13 protein-coding genes are annotated in these 17,270 nt (G+C 64.7%); 12 read left to right on the top strand and 1 reads right to left on the bottom strand.

The annotated features are described in order from the left end of the window. Positions 1-11: 11 nt before the first annotated feature. The 3 genes from PLD_RS02670 to PLD_RS02660 are packed head-to-tail and all read left to right on the top strand — an operon-like array spanning position 12 to position 8,444. Positions 12-2,075, top strand: coding sequence for a methyl-accepting chemotaxis protein (locus PLD_RS02670; RefSeq protein ID WP_159889555.1), 2,064 nt, complete (start codon positions 12-14; stop codon positions 2,073-2,075). Positions 2,076-2,098: 23 nt separating this feature from the next. Beyond that, positions 2,099-7,993, top strand: a complete 5,895-nt coding sequence (locus PLD_RS02665) for an Hpt domain-containing protein (protein ID WP_159889553.1) — start codon at positions 2,099-2,101, stop codon at positions 7,991-7,993. Further along, positions 7,986-8,444 (top strand): chemotaxis protein CheW, encoded by a 459-nt coding sequence (locus PLD_RS02660; protein WP_159889551.1) that lies wholly within the window; start codon positions 7,986-7,988, stop codon positions 8,442-8,444. Before PLD_RS02665 ends, PLD_RS02660 begins: the two co-directional genes overlap by 8 nt. Positions 8,445-8,469: 25 nt before the next feature. Here PLD_RS02660 and PLD_RS02655 read toward each other — a convergent pair whose 3' ends face one another. Further along, complete coding sequence (locus PLD_RS02655) at positions 8,470-9,030, bottom strand: NADAR family protein (protein WP_159889549.1); 561 nt, start codon at positions 9,028-9,030, stop codon at positions 8,470-8,472. Between the two features lie 494 nt (positions 9,031-9,524). On the opposite strand from PLD_RS02655, the gene PLD_RS02650 reads away from it, so the two are divergent. The 9 genes from PLD_RS02650 (at position 9,525) to mdcH (ending at position 17,242) form a co-directional block, all read left to right on the top strand. After that, positions 9,525-10,043: an Hcp family type VI secretion system effector gene (locus tag PLD_RS02650; protein WP_047305413.1), complete on the top strand. Its 519-nt coding sequence runs from the start codon at positions 9,525-9,527 to the stop codon at positions 10,041-10,043. 131 nt (positions 10,044-10,174) lie between these two features. Beyond that, the gene (locus PLD_RS02645) at positions 10,175-10,735 is read left to right on the top strand and encodes a hypothetical protein (protein WP_159889547.1); all 561 of its coding nucleotides are present in this window, start codon (positions 10,175-10,177) and stop codon (positions 10,733-10,735) included. 457 nt (positions 10,736-11,192) lie between these two features. Next, positions 11,193-12,869 carry a malonate decarboxylase subunit alpha gene (gene mdcA, locus PLD_RS02640; RefSeq protein WP_159889545.1) on the top strand — a complete coding sequence of 559 codons (1,677 nt, stop codon included), beginning with the start codon at positions 11,193-11,195 and terminating at the stop codon, positions 12,867-12,869. Next, complete coding sequence (locus tag PLD_RS02635) at positions 12,869-13,744, top strand: triphosphoribosyl-dephospho-CoA synthase (RefSeq protein ID WP_159889543.1); 876 nt, start codon at positions 12,869-12,871, stop codon at positions 13,742-13,744. The genes mdcA and PLD_RS02635 overlap by 1 nt, the downstream gene beginning before the upstream one ends. Continuing rightward, positions 13,744-14,043, top strand: a complete 300-nt coding sequence (locus tag PLD_RS02630; protein ID WP_159889541.1) for a malonate decarboxylase subunit delta — start codon at positions 13,744-13,746, stop codon at positions 14,041-14,043. Before PLD_RS02635 ends, PLD_RS02630 begins: the two co-directional genes overlap by 1 nt. Beyond that, positions 14,036-14,887 carry a biotin-independent malonate decarboxylase subunit beta gene (locus PLD_RS02625; RefSeq protein ID WP_159889539.1) on the top strand — a complete coding sequence of 284 codons (852 nt, stop codon included), beginning with the start codon at positions 14,036-14,038 and terminating at the stop codon, positions 14,885-14,887. Before PLD_RS02630 ends, PLD_RS02625 begins: the two co-directional genes overlap by 8 nt. After that, positions 14,884-15,687, top strand: a complete 804-nt coding sequence (gene mdcE, locus PLD_RS02620; protein WP_159889537.1) for a biotin-independent malonate decarboxylase subunit gamma — start codon at positions 14,884-14,886, stop codon at positions 15,685-15,687. Before PLD_RS02625 ends, mdcE begins: the two co-directional genes overlap by 4 nt. Further along, a complete protein-coding gene (locus PLD_RS02615; RefSeq protein WP_159889535.1) occupies positions 15,684-16,310 on the top strand; it encodes a malonate decarboxylase holo-ACP synthase in 627 nt (208 codons plus the stop codon). Before mdcE ends, PLD_RS02615 begins: the two co-directional genes overlap by 4 nt. Further along, positions 16,307-17,242 (top strand): malonate decarboxylase subunit epsilon, encoded by a 936-nt coding sequence (gene mdcH, locus PLD_RS02610; RefSeq protein WP_159889533.1) that lies wholly within the window; start codon positions 16,307-16,309, stop codon positions 17,240-17,242. The genes PLD_RS02615 and mdcH overlap by 4 nt, the downstream gene beginning before the upstream one ends. The last annotated feature ends 28 nt before the right edge of the window (positions 17,243-17,270 follow it).

The following is a 17,270-nucleotide window of genomic DNA, read 5'->3' as shown; positions in this document are numbered from 1 at the left end:
AGGCCTGATCGATGACCCAAGCCAAAACCGGCAAGCCCCTGGAGGGCTCCCGCAGTCGCTCGCAGATCATCGTGCTGTTCATCGCACTGATCGTGTTCATCATGCTGCTGTTCGCCAACTTCGCTTACCTCAACACCCAGGCCACCTACGACAAGCAGTACATCGGCCATGCCGGCGAGCTGCGGGTGCTGTCCCAACGCATTGCCAAGAACGCCACCGAGGCGGCGGCCGGTAAGGCGGCGGCGTTCAAGTTGCTGGGGGATGCGCGCAATGACTTCGCCCAGCGCTGGGGCTACCTGAAAAAAGGCGACCCGGCCACCGGCCTGCCGGGTGCTCCGGTGGCGTTGCGCGCGCAAATGCGCGCGGTGCAACTGGACTGGGAAAAACTGCTGAAGAACACCGACGCGATCCTCGCCAGTGAGCAGACGGTGTTGTCCCTGCACCAGGTGGCCGCGACCCTGGCGGAAACCGTGCCGCAGTTGCAGGTGGAGTACGAGAAGGTGGTGGAAATCCTGCTTCAGCGTGGCGCCCCCGCCAGCCAGGTGGCCATGGCCCAGCGTCAGTCGCTGTTGACCGAACGGATTCTCGGTGCGGTGAATACGGTGCTGGCCGGCGATGAAAATGCGGTGCAGGCCGCCGATGCCTTTGGCCGCGACGCCGCACGGTTCGGCCAGGTGCTCAACGGCATGCTGCAAGGCAACCCGGGACTGAAGATCAGCCAGGTCGAAGACCCCGACGCCCGGGCCCGGCTGACGGAGATTGCCGAGCTGTTTCAGTTCGTTTCCGGTTCGGTGGACGAAATCCTCGAAACCTCTCCCGAGCTGTTCCAGGTCCGTGAATCGGCGAGCAACATTTTCAGTCTGTCCCAGACCCTGCTGGATGAAGCCTCGCTGCTGGCCACCGGCTTCGAAAACCTGGCCGGCAGCCGCAAGCTGGACACCATCGGCGGTTATGTCCTGGGCTTGTTGGCGTTGGCCTCGATCATCCTCATCGGCCTGGTGATGGTCCGCGAAACCAATCGCCAGTTGCGGGAAACCGCCGAGAAGAACGAGCGCAATCAGAACGCGATCATGCGTCTGCTGGATGAGATCGAAGACTTGGCGGACGGTGATCTGACGGTGACCGCCTCGGTGACCGAGGACTTCACCGGGACCATCGCCGACTCCATCAACTATTCCGTCGACCAACTGCGGGACCTGGTGGCCACGATCAACCTGACCGCCGGCCAGGTGGCCGGCGCGGTGCAGGAAACCCAGGCCACTGCCATGCAACTGGCGGAAGCCTCGGAGCATCAGGCGCAGCAGATAGCCGAAGCCTCCACGGCGATCAACGACATGGCCCAGTCCATCGATCAGGTGTCGGCCAACGCCGCGGAGTCCTCGGCGGTGGCCGAGCGCTCGGTCGAGATCGCCAACAAGGGCAACGAAGTGGTGCACAACACCATTCATGGCATGGACAACATCCGCGAACAGATTCAGGACACCGCCAAGCGCATCAAGCGCCTGGGCGAGTCTTCCCAGGAAATCGGCGACATCGTCAGCCTGATCGACGACATTGCCGACCAGACCAACATCCTCGCGCTGAACGCGGCGATTCAGGCCTCCATGGCCGGTGACGCCGGACGCGGCTTTGCCGTGGTGGCCGACGAAGTGCAGCGGCTGGCGGAGCGCTCCTCGGCGGCTACCCGGCAGATCGAGACCCTGGTGCGGGCGATCCAGACCGACACCAACGAAGCGGTGATCTCCATGGAACAAACCACCACCGAAGTGGTGCGCGGCGCACGGCTGGCCCAGGACGCCGGTGTGGCCCTGGAAGAGATCGAAGGCGTGTCCAAGACCTTGGCGGCATTGATCCAGAGCATCTCCAACGCGGCTCAGCAGCAAACCTCCTCGGCCGGGCAGATCTCCTTGACCATGAACGTGATCCAGCAGATCACCTCGCAAACCTCGTCCGGCTCCACCGCGACCGCCGAGAGCATCGGCAACCTGGCGAAAATGGCCAGCCAGTTGCGCCGCTCGGTGTCCGGTTTTACGTTGCCGGCCACTCGGGCCCCGGCCCCGAATGACAACCGCTGACGCAGGTTTTGACTGGAGTGGTGATGGTGGATCGGCACGACTACGTAGCCCTGGAATGGGTCAAGGGCGAAATTGCCGAAACCTTGAAACAGGCGCATCAGGCACTGGAGCGCTTGGCGGACGATCCCCAGGCCCTGGACGCCCTCGATCAGTGCCTGGAGGGTATCCACCAAGTTCACGGCAGCTTGCTGATGGTGGAGTTCTATGGCGCCGCGCTCTTGGCCGAGGAGATGGAAAAGCTTGCCCTGGCCCTGCAGCAACAGCGCGTGGCCCAGCGCGACGAAGGCTTGCGTCTGCTGCGTCAAGCCATCGGTCAGTTGCCCCAGTACCTGGACCGGGTACAAAGCGCACGGCGCGATCTGCCGTTGGTGGTGCTGCCGCTGCTCAATGATTTGCGCAGTGCCCGGGGTGAAAGCCTGCTCTCGGAAACCAGCCTGTTCAGCCCGCAACTGCCCAGCCTGCCAGCGCTCTCCGATAAAGCCCTGGCGGCCCTCGAACCCCTGGAGTTCGCGACCCAGCTGCGCAAGCTGCGGCACCTGCTGCAGAGCGCGTTGATCGACCTGCTGCGCGAGCCGGATGACGACCAATGCTTGGGCCACATGGCCAAAGTGTTCGAGCGTCTGGAAGCCTTGTGTCAAGACGCGCCGCTGGCGCCCTTGTGGCACATCGCCTCGGCCCTGGTGGAAGGCATGCGCCAGGATGTGATCGCCAACAGCCCGACAGTGCGCAGCCTGCTCAAGGACGCCGAAAAGGAGCTCAAGCGCCTGCTGGAGCAGGGCATGCCGGGAATCAATCAGGCGGCCCCCGACGAGCTGCTTAAAAGCCTTCTGTTTTACATCGCCAAAGCGCGCCATCCCACCCCATTGATGCTGACCATGAAAGAACGTTACGGATTGGATGACGCGTTGCCCGATAGCACGCTGGTCGATGCCGAGCGGGCGCGCATGGCCGGTCCCGATCGTGATGCCATGCGCTCGGTGCTGGCGGCGCTGTGCGATGGTCTGGTGCGGGTCAAGGAGCGCCTCGACTTGTTCGTGCGCAGCGATCGCCAGCACGCCGCCGACCTCGATGGCCTGCTCTCGCCCCTGCGGCAGATCGCCGACACCCTGGCGGTGCTGGGCTTTGGCCAGCCGCGCAAGGTGATCATCGACCAATTGACGGTGGTGCAGAGCCTGGCCCAGGGCCAGCGCGCACCGGACGACGCGGTGCTGATGGATGTGGCCGGAGCCCTGCTGTATGTCGAGGCGACCCTGGCCGGGATGGTCGGCACCGTGGAGCCGGAAAGCCGCGAAGAGAGCCGCCTGCCCACCACCGACCTGACCCAGATCCACCAACGGGTGATCCAGGAGTCGCGGCTCTGTCTGCAGCAGGCCAAGGACCTGATCATCGAGTGCATCGAGGCCGACTGGGAGCGCGAGCAGTTGGTGTCGGTGCCGGAGCTGTTGACCCAGGTGCGCGGAGCCCTGGCAATGATTCCTTTGTCCCGTGCGGCCTGCTTGATGGACGCCTGCAATCATTTCATCAGTGAACGCCTGTTGCTGGACCCGTCGCGGCCGGATTGGCAACAACTGGATCATCTGGCGGACGTGATCAGCAGCCTGGATTACTACCTGGAGCGCTTGAGCCAAGACCCCGAAGCGCCAGGAGAGAAAACCCTCGACATCGCCGAACAGGGGCTGGCAGCCCTGGGTTACGTGCCAGCGCCGCCAGTGCCGCAACAGGTTGCGCCCCAGCGTCCCGAGGTGACGGCGCCGGAAGCGAATGCCCCCGAGGTCGCGCCGTCCCTGGCGGATGTGCTGGCCGCGCCACTCTCGGCGCTCAACCCGCCGGCCTTGATCACTCCGGGCAGCCTGTTGCCGCCACCGAGAGACGAGGAGCCGGTGGACGACGAGCTGCGCGACGTCTTTCTTGAAGAAACCGAAGAAGTGCTGGAGGTGCTGCGCGAGTACCTGCCGCAATGGGCTGTGCTGCCTCAGGGCCAATCCGCCCTGAGCGAACTACGCCGCGCCTTTCACACGCTCAAGGGCAGTGGGCGCATGGTCCGTGCCTTGGTGCTGGGGGAGTTGGCCTGGGCGTTGGAGAACCTGCTCAATCGAGTGCTGGAGCACAGCGTGGCTGCCAGTGCCGAGGTCCGGCAGTTGCTGAGTGAAACCCTGGACTTGCTGCCGGAGTTGATCGCCGAGTTCGCCGCCCGGGATCAGCGCCAGCGCGATGACGTCGACTGTCTGGCCGCTCGCGCCCATGCCCTGGCCAATGGTGATCAAGGTGTCGCGCTGCCGGCGCAGCACCAGGTCCTGGACCCGCAATTGCTGGAGATCTTCCGCATCGAGGCCCAGACCCACCTGGACAGCATCAACCGTTTTCTGGATCAAGCCACCGAGCAAGTGCCGCTGCAAGTCAGCGACGAGTTGCAGCGCGCCCTGCACACCCTGAAGGGCAGCGCTTCCATGGCCGGGGTGTTGCCGATCGCCGAGCTGGCCAGTCCTCTCGATCAGCTGACACGGGAATACCGAGCGCACTTGATCCCCCTGGACCTGGATGAAGTGGAACTGCTGCTGGAGGCCGAAGGCTTGCTGCGTCGTGGGCTGCGGCAGCTGGACAGCGCTCCGCTGGCGCCCATCGATGGCGCGCGGGCGCTGGTGGGGCGGATCCTGGCGCTGCTGGGTGAGCGTCTGGAAACCCTGCTCAATGCCCCGGACCGGGTGCCGCGGGTCAAGCGCGATCCGCAATTGATCAGCAACTTTCTGGCTCAGGGCATGGACATCCTGTTGGATGCTGAAAGCCTGTTGCGTCGTTGGCAGCAGCACCCCGGCGAGCGCCAGGAACTCAGCGCCCTGCTGGACGAACTGACCACCCTGGGCGAAGGCGCGCACCTGGCGGACCTGCATTCGATGGACGCGCTGTGCGAGGCCTTGCTGGATCTCTACGGCGCGGTGGAAGAGAGCAGCCTGGCGGTCAGCGAGCGCTTCTTTGATGAAGCTGAAAGCGCCCATGAAGCCCTGCTCAGCATGCTCGACGAGTTGGCGGCGGGGCAGCAGGTCAGCCCACGCCCGGACCGGCTTCGGGCCCTGCGTGAACTGCTGGATGAAGGCCTTGATCCATCCGCCACGGGTTTGATCAAGCGCGAGGGCAACCACGTCTTGAGCATCAGCGAATTGGGCGTGGCCACGGCCCGTCTGGAGCCGCCGGCCCCAGCGTCGACGGATGACGAGATTGTCGAAATCTTCCTCGAAGAGGCGGTGGATATCCTCGAAAGCGCTGGCCAGGCTTTGCAGCGCTGGCTGGCAGACCCGCAGAACGGCGCCCCCTTGTCGTCGTTGCAGCGTGACCTGCACACCCTCAAGGGGGGGGCGCGCATGGCTGAAGTGGCCCCGGTGGCGGAACTGGCTGAGGAACTGGAGTCGTTGTACGAAGGGCTGGTGGACCGGCGCTACAGTCACAGCCAGTCTTTGGGCTTGTTGTTGCGCAGCAGTCATGAGCAGTTGGCGCTCTTGCTGGAGCAGTTGCAAGGGCAGCGCCCCCTGGACGATTCCCGGGTCCAGGTCGAGGCTGTTCGGGCTTATCGACAACAGGCCGCCAACGCTGCGGACGCAGCGCCGAGCGCGGCACTGGAGGACGGCTCGGCCCATGACCCGGAGTTGCTGGAGATCTTCCTCGAAGAAGGCTTCGACATCATCGACAGTTCCGCCGCGGCCCTGGGGCGCTGGCAGGCCGACCCTCAGTCACGCCAGGAAGTGGAAACCCTGTTGCGCGACCTGCACACCCTCAAAGGGGGCGCGCGGATGGTGGAAATCGCCCCCATTGGTGATCTGGCCCATGAACTGGAGTTTCTGTTCGAAGGCATTTCCGCCGGGCTGCTGCAGGCCACTCCGGCGCTATTCAGCTTGCTGCAGAAGTGCCACGACCGTCTGGCGCAGATGCTCGACGCCGCCCGGGCCGGGCAACCCATTGCGGCGGCAGACCAACTGATCCTGGCGATTCATGATCTGAGTCACCCTCGTGTAGTGCCCACGGTCGGCGTGGACGCGCGGTTGTCCGCGAGCAAGCCTGAGTCGACAGCGCCGGCGGCCGAAGCGGCGGTGGCGGGGGACATGGTCAAAGTATCGGCCGAGCTGCTGGACGACCTGGTGAATCTGGCGGGTGAAACGTCGATCTTCCGTGGGCGTATCGAACAGCAGGTCAACGATGCCCGGGTCGCCCTCGGTGAAATGGAAACCACCATCGAACGCATGCGCGACCAGTTGCGCCGTCTGGACACCGAAACGCAAGGGCGCATTCTCAGTCGCCAACAGGTGGAGGCCGAGCGCCTGGGCTATGAAGAATTCGATCCCCTGGAAATGGATCGGCACTCGCAATTGCAGCAACTGTCCCGGGCCTTGTTCGAGTCGGCTTCGGACCTGCTGGACCTCAAGGAAACCCTCGAACGGCGCAACCAGGACGCCGAGAACCTGCTGCAGCAGCAAGGGCGGATCAACACCGAATTGCAAGAGGGCCTGATGCGCACGCGCATGGTGCCTTTCGAGCGCATGGTGCCCAGGCTCAAGCGCATTGTTCGTCAGGTGGCCGAAGAATTGGGTAAAGACGTGGCGTTCGTGGTCGGCAACGCCGAAGGGGAAATGGATCGCAACGTCCTTGAACGCATGGTCGCGCCGCTGGAGCACATGCTGCGTAACGCCGTCGACCACGGCCTGGAGTCCGCAGCCGTGCGCCGGGCGGCGGGCAAGCCGGAGCAGGGGCGGATCACCCTTGACCTGTCCCGGGAGGGCAGCGATATCGTCTTCGACATGCGCGACGATGGCGCAGGGGTACCGCTTGACGCGGTGCGCAACAAAGCCATCAAGCGCGGCCTGCTGGATCCGCAGTCGCCGATCAGTGACCGCGAGGTGTTGCAGTTCATCATGCAGCCGGGGTTCTCCACCGCCGAGAAGATCACCCAGATCTCCGGGCGCGGGGTCGGCATGGACGTGGTCCATGAAGAAGTGCGTCAACTGGGTGGCAGCATGAGCATCGACTCGGTTGCCGGGCAGGGCGTGCACTTTCGTATTCGCCTGCCGTTCACCGTCTCGGTCAACCGAGCGCTGATGGTGCAGTGCGCCGATGAGCAGTACGCCATTCCGTTGAACACGGTCGAGGGCATCGTTCGGGTCCTGCCGGGGGAACTGGACGGGTATTACCAACTCGATCCGCCGCATTACCAATACGCCGGCCAGCATTACCAACTGTGCTACCTCGGCGAGCTGCTGCATACCGTGCCACGGCCCAAGCTGCTGGGCCAGGTGCTGCCGTTGCCGGTGTTGTTGGTGCACTGTAACGAACAGCGGGTCGCAGTGCAGGTGGACGCCACCTTTGGCACCCGGGAAATTGTGGTCAAGAGCCTGGGGCCGCAGTTTGCCGCAGTGCAGGGTTTGTCCGGGGCGACCATTCTCGGCGATGGCCGAGTGGTGCTGATTCTCGACCTGCTGGCGCACATCCGTGCGCTGCAGCTCCAGGCACCGCAGCCCGGTCCGAGCGAGGAGGCCGCAGCCGCCGAAGTCCAGCCGCCCCGGCCCATGTTGGTGCTGGTGGTGGACGACTCGGTCACCGTGCGCAAGGTCACCAGCCGCCTTTTGGAGCGCCACGGCATGAACGTGCTCACCGCCAAGGATGGGGTCGACGCCATGGCGCTGCTGGCCGAACACACCCCGGACCTGATGCTGCTGGACATCGAAATGCCGCGCATGGACGGCTTCGAAGTGGCGATTCAGGTGCGCAACGATCCGCGCCTGCAGAAACTGCCGATCATCATGATCACCTCCCGCACCGGGCAGAAACACCGTGACCGGGCCATGGCCATCGGGGTCAACGACTACCTCGGCAAGCCTTATCAAGAGTCGGTGCTGTTGGAAAGCATCGCCCTGTGGAGCAAGCCCCATGCTTGATCACCGTGCAAGCACCCTCACCGGGCTGTTGCTGCCCCTGGCCGACCGTACCCTGATCCTGCCCAATGTGGCGGTGGCAGAACTGATCGACTATCAGCAGGTGGCGTTGGACCTGGATTCGCCGCCCTGGTTTCTGGGGCGGGTGTTGTGGCGTGAGCGACAGATTGCGCTGCTCAGCTTCGAGTCAGCCTGCGGCGGCCAGACCGTTGTCGGCGAGCGGGCGCGGATCGTCGTGCTCAACGCCTTGGGCGGACGCCCGGAACTGAAGTTCATGGCCCTGCTGGTGCAGGGCATTCCCCGTTCCTGCAAGCTCGACAGCCAGTTGAGCTACGTCGATGTGCCTTTGGCACCCTTGGAGAAAGCAGCGGTGCAGGTGGCCGAGCAAGTGGTTAAAGTGCCGGACTTGCCAGCGCTGGAGGCGTTGCTAGTGGGGGCGGGGCTATGCCTTTAGCGCCTGTGCCACCGCGTTTGTTGTCTCAGGCATGGCGCAATCTGTCTCGCACTTCCATCAGCGCATAACCCAGCAGATTAAGGCCGCGCCAGCTTGCTGGCTGGCGGGCTCTGGTGTCATCGGCGGCCAGGCCAATGCCCCAGATCCGGTCCACCGGGCTGGCTTCGACCAGCACCTGGTCTAGGGTAGACAGCAAGTATTCGTTCAGCGCCGGATGTTGACTGAACTTGGCCAGATTGCCCTGCACCACAATGTCAAAGCGCGCGGCCTGCCATTGCGCGTCATCAAAGTTGCGCACCTCGCGGCCCAGTTGCTTCACCTCGACGGGTGTCGCTGCCTGGAGGATGCGCGCGTGGGTTTGCGGGTCGTCGAACAGCAAGGCCTTGCCGGCCATCATGAAGTGCTCGGCGCTGGCGTAGTGGATGCCGGCGATCTCGAAACCAGCGGCGAACCACTGGCTGAAGCAACTCTGGGTAATGCGTCCGTCGCGGGCCGGTTGATGGCCCCAGAACATCAGGTAGTCGGGTTTCAGGCCGTGCTTTATCTGCTCCAGCAGCGCCTGGTTTGAGCGAATCGGTGTGTCCATGCTGACTCTCATTATTATGGGTTCTGGCCAGTGACTGACCGGTCCGGGGTGCATTGTGTACTGAGAAAGCGGCATGACGCCAATACCGATCAAGTGAGTGGCCGAGCAGCCGGTGGTTGTCATGCACTGCGTCCGGCACCGCCGTTGCTCTGCAGGATGCGCTGTATCACCAAGCGCAATCGCCACCTGTGGATAACCCAGCACCTGCGCAAGATGTTGCGCACGGTTTTGTGGATAACCCTGTGCGCATATCGATGTAATGCAAGCGGAGCAAGGCATGCCTTAAGCTGCGCAAGATCTTGCGCAGCACTGCGCAAGGTGTTGCGCACTTTTCGCATCATGTGCGCAAAAATACCGCTAAAAATCTTCGATAAAGCACCTAACTAGCTGATTTTAGTGGGTTAAATCCTGGGTGGCACAGTCCTTGTAATCATCTCTGCACCCTCGGGCCTTTTTCCCGCGGGTTTCTTTAGTGATTCGCAAGGAGAGCATGCATGGCAACGCCAGCGTATATGTCCGTCACCGGCACCAAACAGGGGCTGATCACCGCCGGGGCCTTTACCGCCGATTCCGTGGGCAACACCTACCAGGAAGGTCATGAAGACCAGGTCATGGTCCAGGGTTTCCAGCACGAAGTGATCATCCCCCGCGACCCGCAATCCGGCCAGCCCACCGGCCAGCGGGTGCACAAGCCGGTGATCATCACCAAGGTCTTCGACAAGGCGTCGCCGCTGCTGCTGGCGGCCCTGACCTCGGGCGAGCGCCTGACCGAGATCGTCATCCAGTGGTACCGCACCTCCGCCGCCGGCACCCAGGAGCACTACTACACCACCACCCTTGAGGACGCGATCATCGTCGACATCAAGGACTACATGCACAACTGCCAGGACCCGGGCAATGCCCACTTCACCCACCTGGAAGACGTGCACTTCACCTACCGCAAGATCACCTGGACCCACGAAGTCTCCGGCACTTCCGGCTCCGATGACTGGCGGACTCCGGTCACCGGCTAAGGAAGGCCGCTCGACCGTTACCGCGCCCTGGCCAGCCCCGCTGGTCCGGGCCCTTATTCATTCAGCAGTTGCACTGCCCGCATCGAGGCACAAGGGTGGCGCTTCAGCCTTGCACTTAAGACCCACAAGAGGTGTTCTACCGCCTGCTTGGAGCGCTCGCCGGCATCAGCATTTCCATTGGCCGCAACACCCTCTTCGAGCCCAACGCCAAACCGGACTTCCGTGCTGACGTACCTCATTCAATGCGCAGTGCCGACACACTGATCCGTATAGAAAGTCGACTTCCAGGTTTGCTGGGTAGTTTGGGGGGCGTCGATATCGAGGCGGATTGCCGACTCTGCGAAGTCATCACCCACTACAGCATCAAAGGTTCGCCCGACCTTACCGATATTCAAGCGCCAACCATGTGCTCCCTACCCAAAGCACAGCGGCTATTTAACGACAGCCTTGAGCTCTATTTTTCTACCCTTCCTGCCAATATAGATCCGTCCACCTTTAAAACTCGCAACTGGTACTGGGCGGTTCGAGCACAGTTTGTTTTGCAAAGCAGCGGTGGCGTCCGCTATTTTCCCGCACCGGAAGTTAAAGACCCAACAACTTACGGGCCGGCTGATGCCAAGGCTAATTTTAACAAGATCGAACTTCCATTTTGGGCCGACGAGCAAACACGTAAGGCATCTGGCAATGAATAAACCGATCGAGCTAATGCCTTATTACGCGCAAGCGGCATACAGTGCGAAAAAACATTCCGAGTCATCCTTTGCGGCTAAAAAAGTGGGAGGCAGTTGTGCGAGGGTTAGCTGACCAGGGATGGAGCTATGAACATTCCCCGGCACACCCGAAGGTGTCCCGCGCACAGCCACCATTAAGGATGCCGCTCAGCAAAGCGCCAGCATGGTAATGAATGGCGCTTATGCGTTCACAGCCCCACATTTCGACCGGTTAAGATCGGCCGTCGATGCGTCGGCGACCGGGCAACTATGCTGTCCCCCCCAGCGCTGCAACAACCGCCAAAGTGTTGCCATTACCTACAGCCCACACACCCTCCAATCATTACCCTCAGCGTAACGATTCAACGCCGCGCTTGATTGATGCCCCCCGTTTTCACTCCTAAGGTGGCTGCCACGACAGCGAACCCGTGGAGTGAGCATGACAACAATAATTTCCCCCGACGCGCGCTGGTCGCGGCGGCGCAGCGAAAAGCAGCGGCGCCTCGAACAGGTGCGGGCCCTCGCCGATGGCGTGGTGTTGCCGACCGACCAGATCGTCGCGGCGCTGGAGGCTCTGATCCTGCCCGGCGACCGGGTGGTGCTGGAGGGCAACAACCAGAAGCAGGCGGACTTTCTCTCCCGCTCCCTAGCCAAGGCCGACCCGGCCAAGCTGCATGATCTGCACATGATCATGCCCAGCGTTGGTCGCTCCGAGCACCTGGACCTGTTTGAGCGCGGCATCGCCCGCAAGCTGGACTTTTCCTTCGCCGGCACCCAGAGCCTGCGCATCAGCCAGTTGCTGGAAGACGGGCTGCTGGAAATCGGCGCCATCCACACCTACATCGAACTCTATGCGCGGCTGGTGGTGGACCTGATCCCCAATGTGGTGCTCTCCGCCGGCTTCATGGCCGACCGCGCCGGCAACATCTACACCGGCCCCAGCACCGAGGACACCCCAGCGCTGATCGAGCCGGCGGCCTTCAGCGACGGCATTGTCATCGTCCAGGTCAACCAGTTGGTGGATGACGTCAGCGAGCTGCCCCGGGTCGACATTCCCGCCTCCTGGGTGGATTTCGTGGTGGTGGCCGACAAGCCGTTCTACATCGAGCCGCTGTTCACCCGCGACCCGCGCCATATCAAGCCGGTGCACGTGCTGATGGCGATGATGGCGATCCGCGGCATCTACGAAAAACACAACGTGCAGTCGCTGAACCACGGCATCGGTTTCAACACCGCGGCCATCGAGCTGATCCTGCCCACCTACGGCGAATCCCTGGGGCTCAAGGGCAAGATCTGCCGCAACTGGACCCTCAATCCCCACCCGACCCTGATTCCGGCCATTGAAAGTGGCTGGGTGGACAGCGTGCATTGCTTCGGCACCGAATTGGGCATGGAGCACTACATCGCCGCGCGCCCGGACGTGTTCTTCACCGGCCGCGACGGTTCGCTGCGTTCCAACCGGATGTTCTGCCAATTGGCCGGGCAATACGCGGTGGACCTGTTTATCGGCGCCACCTTGCAGGTGGATGGCGACGGCCATTCTTCCACCGTGACCCGTGGTCGCCTGGCCGGTTTCGGCGGTGCGCCGAACATGGGCCACGACCCGCGCGGGCGGCGCCACGGCACCCCGGCCTGGCTGGACATGCGCTTAGACCCGAGCGATGCCCCTCAGGCCATGTTGGAGCGCGGCAAGAAGCTGGTGGTGCAGATGGTGGAAACCTTCCAGGAAGGCGGCAAACCGACCTTCGTCGAGACACTCGACGCGGTGGACGTGGCGCGCAAGAGCGGCATGCCGCTGGCGCCGATCATGATCTACGGCGACGATGTCACCCACCTGCTGACCGAGGAGGGCATCGCCTACCTGTACAAGGCCCGCTCCCTGGAAGAACGCCAGGTGATGATCGCCGCCGTGGCCGGAGTCACCGCCATCGGTCTGCGGCACAACCCCAAGGACACCGCGCGCATGCGCCGTGAAGGGCTGATCGCCTTGCCGGAAGACCTGGGTATCCGTCGCACCGATGCCAGCCGCGAGCTGCTGGCGGCGAAAAGCGTCGCCGATCTGGTGCAGTGGTCCGGTGGTTTGTACAACCCGCCCGCCAAGTTCAGGAGCTGGTAATGCACGCACTCAACCTGCAATCACCACCCCTGAGCCTGGCCGAGCGCCTGGCGGACCTGGCGGTGGACGCGTTGATCGACGAGGCCGACCTGTCGCCCAAGCCGGCCCTGGTGGACCGCCGTGGCAATGGCGCCCATACCGATCTGCACCTGGGCTTGATGCACGCTTCGGCCTTGTCCCTGTGGCCGGCCTTCAAGGAAATGGCCGAGGCGGCGCTGGCATTCGGCGCCGTCGGCCTGCCCCTGCGCGAAGCCCTGGGGCGCATAGGTCGCGAAGGCGAGCGGGCCATGCTGACCACCACCGGCGGGGTGAACACTCACCGTGGGGCGATCTGGGCCCTGGGCCTGCTGGTGGCCGCCGCCGCGCTGGAGCCTCAAGCCACAGTGGCCGGCAGTGTCGCGCTGCGGGCCGCGCGCCTGGCCCTGCTGGAGGACCGTTACGCGCCACGGCCCCTGAGCCACGGCGCCCAGGTGGCGATCCGCTACGGCGTGCGCGGCGCTCGCGAAGAAGCCCAGCAGGGCTTTCCCGCGGTGCTGCAATGGGGGTTGCCGCAGCTCAAGCGCAGCCGCGCCCAGGGCCATGGCGAACAGAACGCCCGGCTCGATGCCTTGCTGGCGATCATGAGCCGGCTGGCCGACACCTGCGTGCTCTACCGCGCCGGTGAACAGGGCCTGCACGCCATGCAACAGGGTGCCCAGGCGGTGCTCGACGCCGGTGGCAGCGCCAGCCTCGCCGGGCGCCGCCGGCTGCACGAACTGGACCTGCAACTACTGACCTTGAATGCCTCGCCCGGCGGCGCCGCCGACTTGCTGGCGGCCAGCCTGCTGCTGGACCGGATCGAATCCGCCGATGCCTTTCACCAGGGAGCGAACTGATGGAAACCTTGTCCTTTGAATTCCCCGCTGGCCAGCCCGGCCGTGGCCGCGCTCTGGTGGGCTGTGTCGGCTCCGGCGACCTGGAAGTGCTGCTGGAGCCGGGGCAGCCCGGCACATTGACCATCCAGGTGCAGACCTCGGTCAATGGCAGCGCCGCCCGCTGGCAGCACTTGTTCGAACGCCTGTTCGACGGCCAGACGCCACCGGCCTTGGCGATTGATATCCATGATTTTGGCGCCACGCCCGGAGTGGTGCGCCTGCGCCTGGAACAGGGCTTCGAGGAGATCGGCCATGACTGACACGGCGGCTTTGTTGAACAAGCGCAGCTTCGTCGAACTGGGCGCCCGCCAGCGCGCTCGGGCCTTGCTGGATGCCGGCAGTTTTCGTGAGCTGTTGGACCCGTTCCAGCGGGTCATGTCGCCGTGGCTGGCGCGCCAGGGCGTGGTGCCCCAGGCCGATGACGGGGTGGTGATCGCCAAGGGCAGCATCGATGCTCTGCCGGTGGTGGTGGCCGCCATCGAAGGCGTCTTCCAGGGCGGCAGCCTCGGCGAGGTGGGCGGGGCGAAGATCGCCGGGGCCCTGGAGCTGGCCGCCGAGGACAACCGCAACGGCATCCCGACCTGTGCCGTGCTGCTGCTGGAAACCGGTGGCGTGCGCTTGCAGGAAGCCAACCTGGGGCTGGCGGCGATTGCCGACATCCACGCGGCGATCGTCGACCTGTGCCAGTACCAGCCGGTGATCGGCGTGGTGGCCGGCAGCGTCGGCTGCTTTGGCGGCATGTCGATTGCCGCCGGGCTGTGCAGTTATCTTGTGGTCACCCAGGAAGCGCGCCTGGGGCTCAACGGCCCGCAGGTAATCGAACAGGAAGCCGGGCTTGAGGAATACGACTCACGGGACCGGCCGTTCATCTGGAGCCTGACCGGCGGCGAGCAGCGTTTCGCCAGTGGCCTGGTGGACCGTTATGTGGCCGACGATGTGGCGCAGATCCAGGCCCAGGTCCGCGAGTTGCTGGCCCTCGGCTTGCCCCCGCGGCAACGCAGCCGCGAGGCCGAACACTACCTGCAACGTCTGGCTCGTCTGGACACGGGGCCGCAAATCGATGCGGCGACGGTTCGCGATCTGTATCAAGGAGACCGCTCATGAGTGCTTGTTCTTTGCGGGGTTTGAACTGGTTCAACGCCTTGAGTGGCGGCGCCGCGCTGGTGGCCGGCCTGCCGCCGTCGCTGCGGGTGGCCGATGGCGAGCTGGCGGGGCAGCCGGTGCGTTTTATCGCCGTGGTGGCCGACCCGGAAAATCGCTTTCCCCGTGCCCGCCAGGGCGAGGTTGGCCTGCTGGAAGGCTGGGGTCTGGCTAAGGCCGTGGATGAGCTGATCGACACTGACCGCGACCAGCCCCACAAGCGGGCGCTGATTGCCATCGTCGATGTGCCGAGCCAGGCCTATGGCCGACGTGAAGAGGCTTTGGGCATTCATCAGGCCCTGGCCGCGGCCGCCGACAGCTATGCCCGGGCCCGCCTGGCCGGGCACCCGGTGATTGCCCTGCTGGTGGGCAAGGCCATGTCCGGAGCCTTTCTGGCCCACGGTTATCAGGCCAACCGCTTGATCGCCCTGCGCGATCCCGGGGTGATGGTGCATGCCATGGGCAAGGCGTCGGCGGCGCGGGTCACCCTGCGCAGTGTCGAGGAACTGGAAGCCCTGGCCGCCAGCGTGCCGCCCATGGCCTATGACATCGACAGCTACGCCAGTCTCGGGCTGCTCTGGGAAAGCGTATCGGTGCGGCAGATTGAACAGCCGGCAGTGGAGGATCTGGCGGTCGTCGAGGAATGCCTGTTGGCGGCGATTGCCGACGTGCGGGCCAAAGGCGTCGACCTGAGCTGCCGTCTGGGGGCGTCGAACCGGGCGGCGTCGAGCCGGGTTCGCCAATTGCTGCGGGAACAATGGTGAACGGCCTCGGCCCCTGGCTGCCCCACGACTTGCTGTGGGGCATGACCCCGGCGCAGTTGGCCGCCGATGCGCCGGATTGGGCCTTTGCCGTGCTGGAGGCCGGGCAGCCGGTGGTGGTGCGGCGGGCGCTGACGGCGCCGGGGCAGATCGCGGTCGGCCTACGCGGTCGCACCCGCGAGCAGCGCTACCCGGCTCTGCTGGCGTTGGAGTCGGTACTGCGTGGGGTACATCCCGAAGCGCTGTGCCAGCTGTGTGGCTCGCGCTCGTTGCCGGCGCTTCAGGCCTTGCAGCAGCTGCGTGGCGAGCTGGATGCCCTGGGCCTGGTCTGGGGCGTCAGCGGCAGTGCCGGTTTCGAGCTGGCCTCTGGGGTGGCTGCGTTGCATCAGCACAGCGACCTGGACCTGATCCTGCGCACGCCGGAACCCTTTTCCCGGGCTCAGGCCCGGGAGCTGCTGGCCCTGTTGGAGTGCGCCGAGTGCCCGGTGGATCTGCAACTGCAGGTGCCGGCCGGCGCTCTGGCCCTGCGGGAATGGGCGGGAACGGCGCCTCGGGTGCTGCTTAAAAGTGCCGAGGGCGCGCGCTTGGTCAGCGATCCCTGGTGCCCTCTGGAGCTGTTGGCATGAGCAGCCTGTTGGTATTTCCGGGCCAAGGCGCGCAGCAGCCGGGGATGCTCCAGCGTCTGCCGCCAAGCCCGGAAACCCGGGCCTGCCTGCAGGAAGCCAGTGAGGTCTTGGGGGAAGACGTACTGACACTGGATTCGCCCCAGGCCCTGGCCAGCACCCGGGCGGTGCAGCTGTGCCTGCTGATCGCCGGCGTGGCCAGTGCCCGGACCCTGCTGCAAGCGCCGCTCCGGGCGGACTATGTGGCGGGCCTGTCCATCGGCGCCTATCCGGCGGCGGTGGTGGCCGGGGCCCTGGGCTTTGCCGATGCCTTGCGCCTGGTGCGTCTGCGGGGGGAATTGATGCAGCAGGCGTACCCGCAGGGCTATGGCATGACCGCCCTGATCGGCCTGGATCTGGCGACGGTGGAAGGGCTGCTGGCCCAGGTCCACAGCCCGCAGAGGCCGGTGTACCTGGCCAATATCAACGCTGACAGCCAGGTGGTGATCGCTGGCAGCGAGGCGGCGATGCAGGCGGTGGCCGAGCTGGCCCGCGGTTGCGCAGTCGGCGTGGCCAAGCGGCTGGCGGTCAGTGTGCCGTCCCATTGCCCACTGCTGGAGCAACCGGCCCAGACCCTGGCCGCGGCCTTTGCCGAGGTGCCCTTGCAGATGCCCGTGCTGGATTACCTCAGTGGCAGCCGGGCACGGCCGCTGCGCACGCTGGAGCAGTTACGCGACGACCTGGCGTTCAACATGTGCCGGGTGGTGGACTGGCGCGGCACCGTGCAAGGCGCGTACGAGCGCGGGGTGCGCCTGCAGATCGAACTGCCACCCGGCGCGGTACTGACTGGGCTGGCCCGCCGGGTGTTTGCCCAAGGGACGGTGATCGCCTTCGATGGCGCGCGCCTGGACACCCTGCAAGCCCTGTTGAGTGAGGAGGGCAACCGCGACCGATAGAGCACCGACTCAGGCTGACGAAGCACAA

It is taken from the genome of Pseudomonas sp. LD120 (assembly GCF_009861525.1).
Taxonomy (GTDB): Bacteria; Pseudomonadota; Gammaproteobacteria; order Pseudomonadales; family Pseudomonadaceae; genus Aquipseudomonas.
The sequence above is the reverse complement of the archived record's forward strand: the minus strand, read 5'-3'. Positions and strand labels throughout refer to the sequence as shown.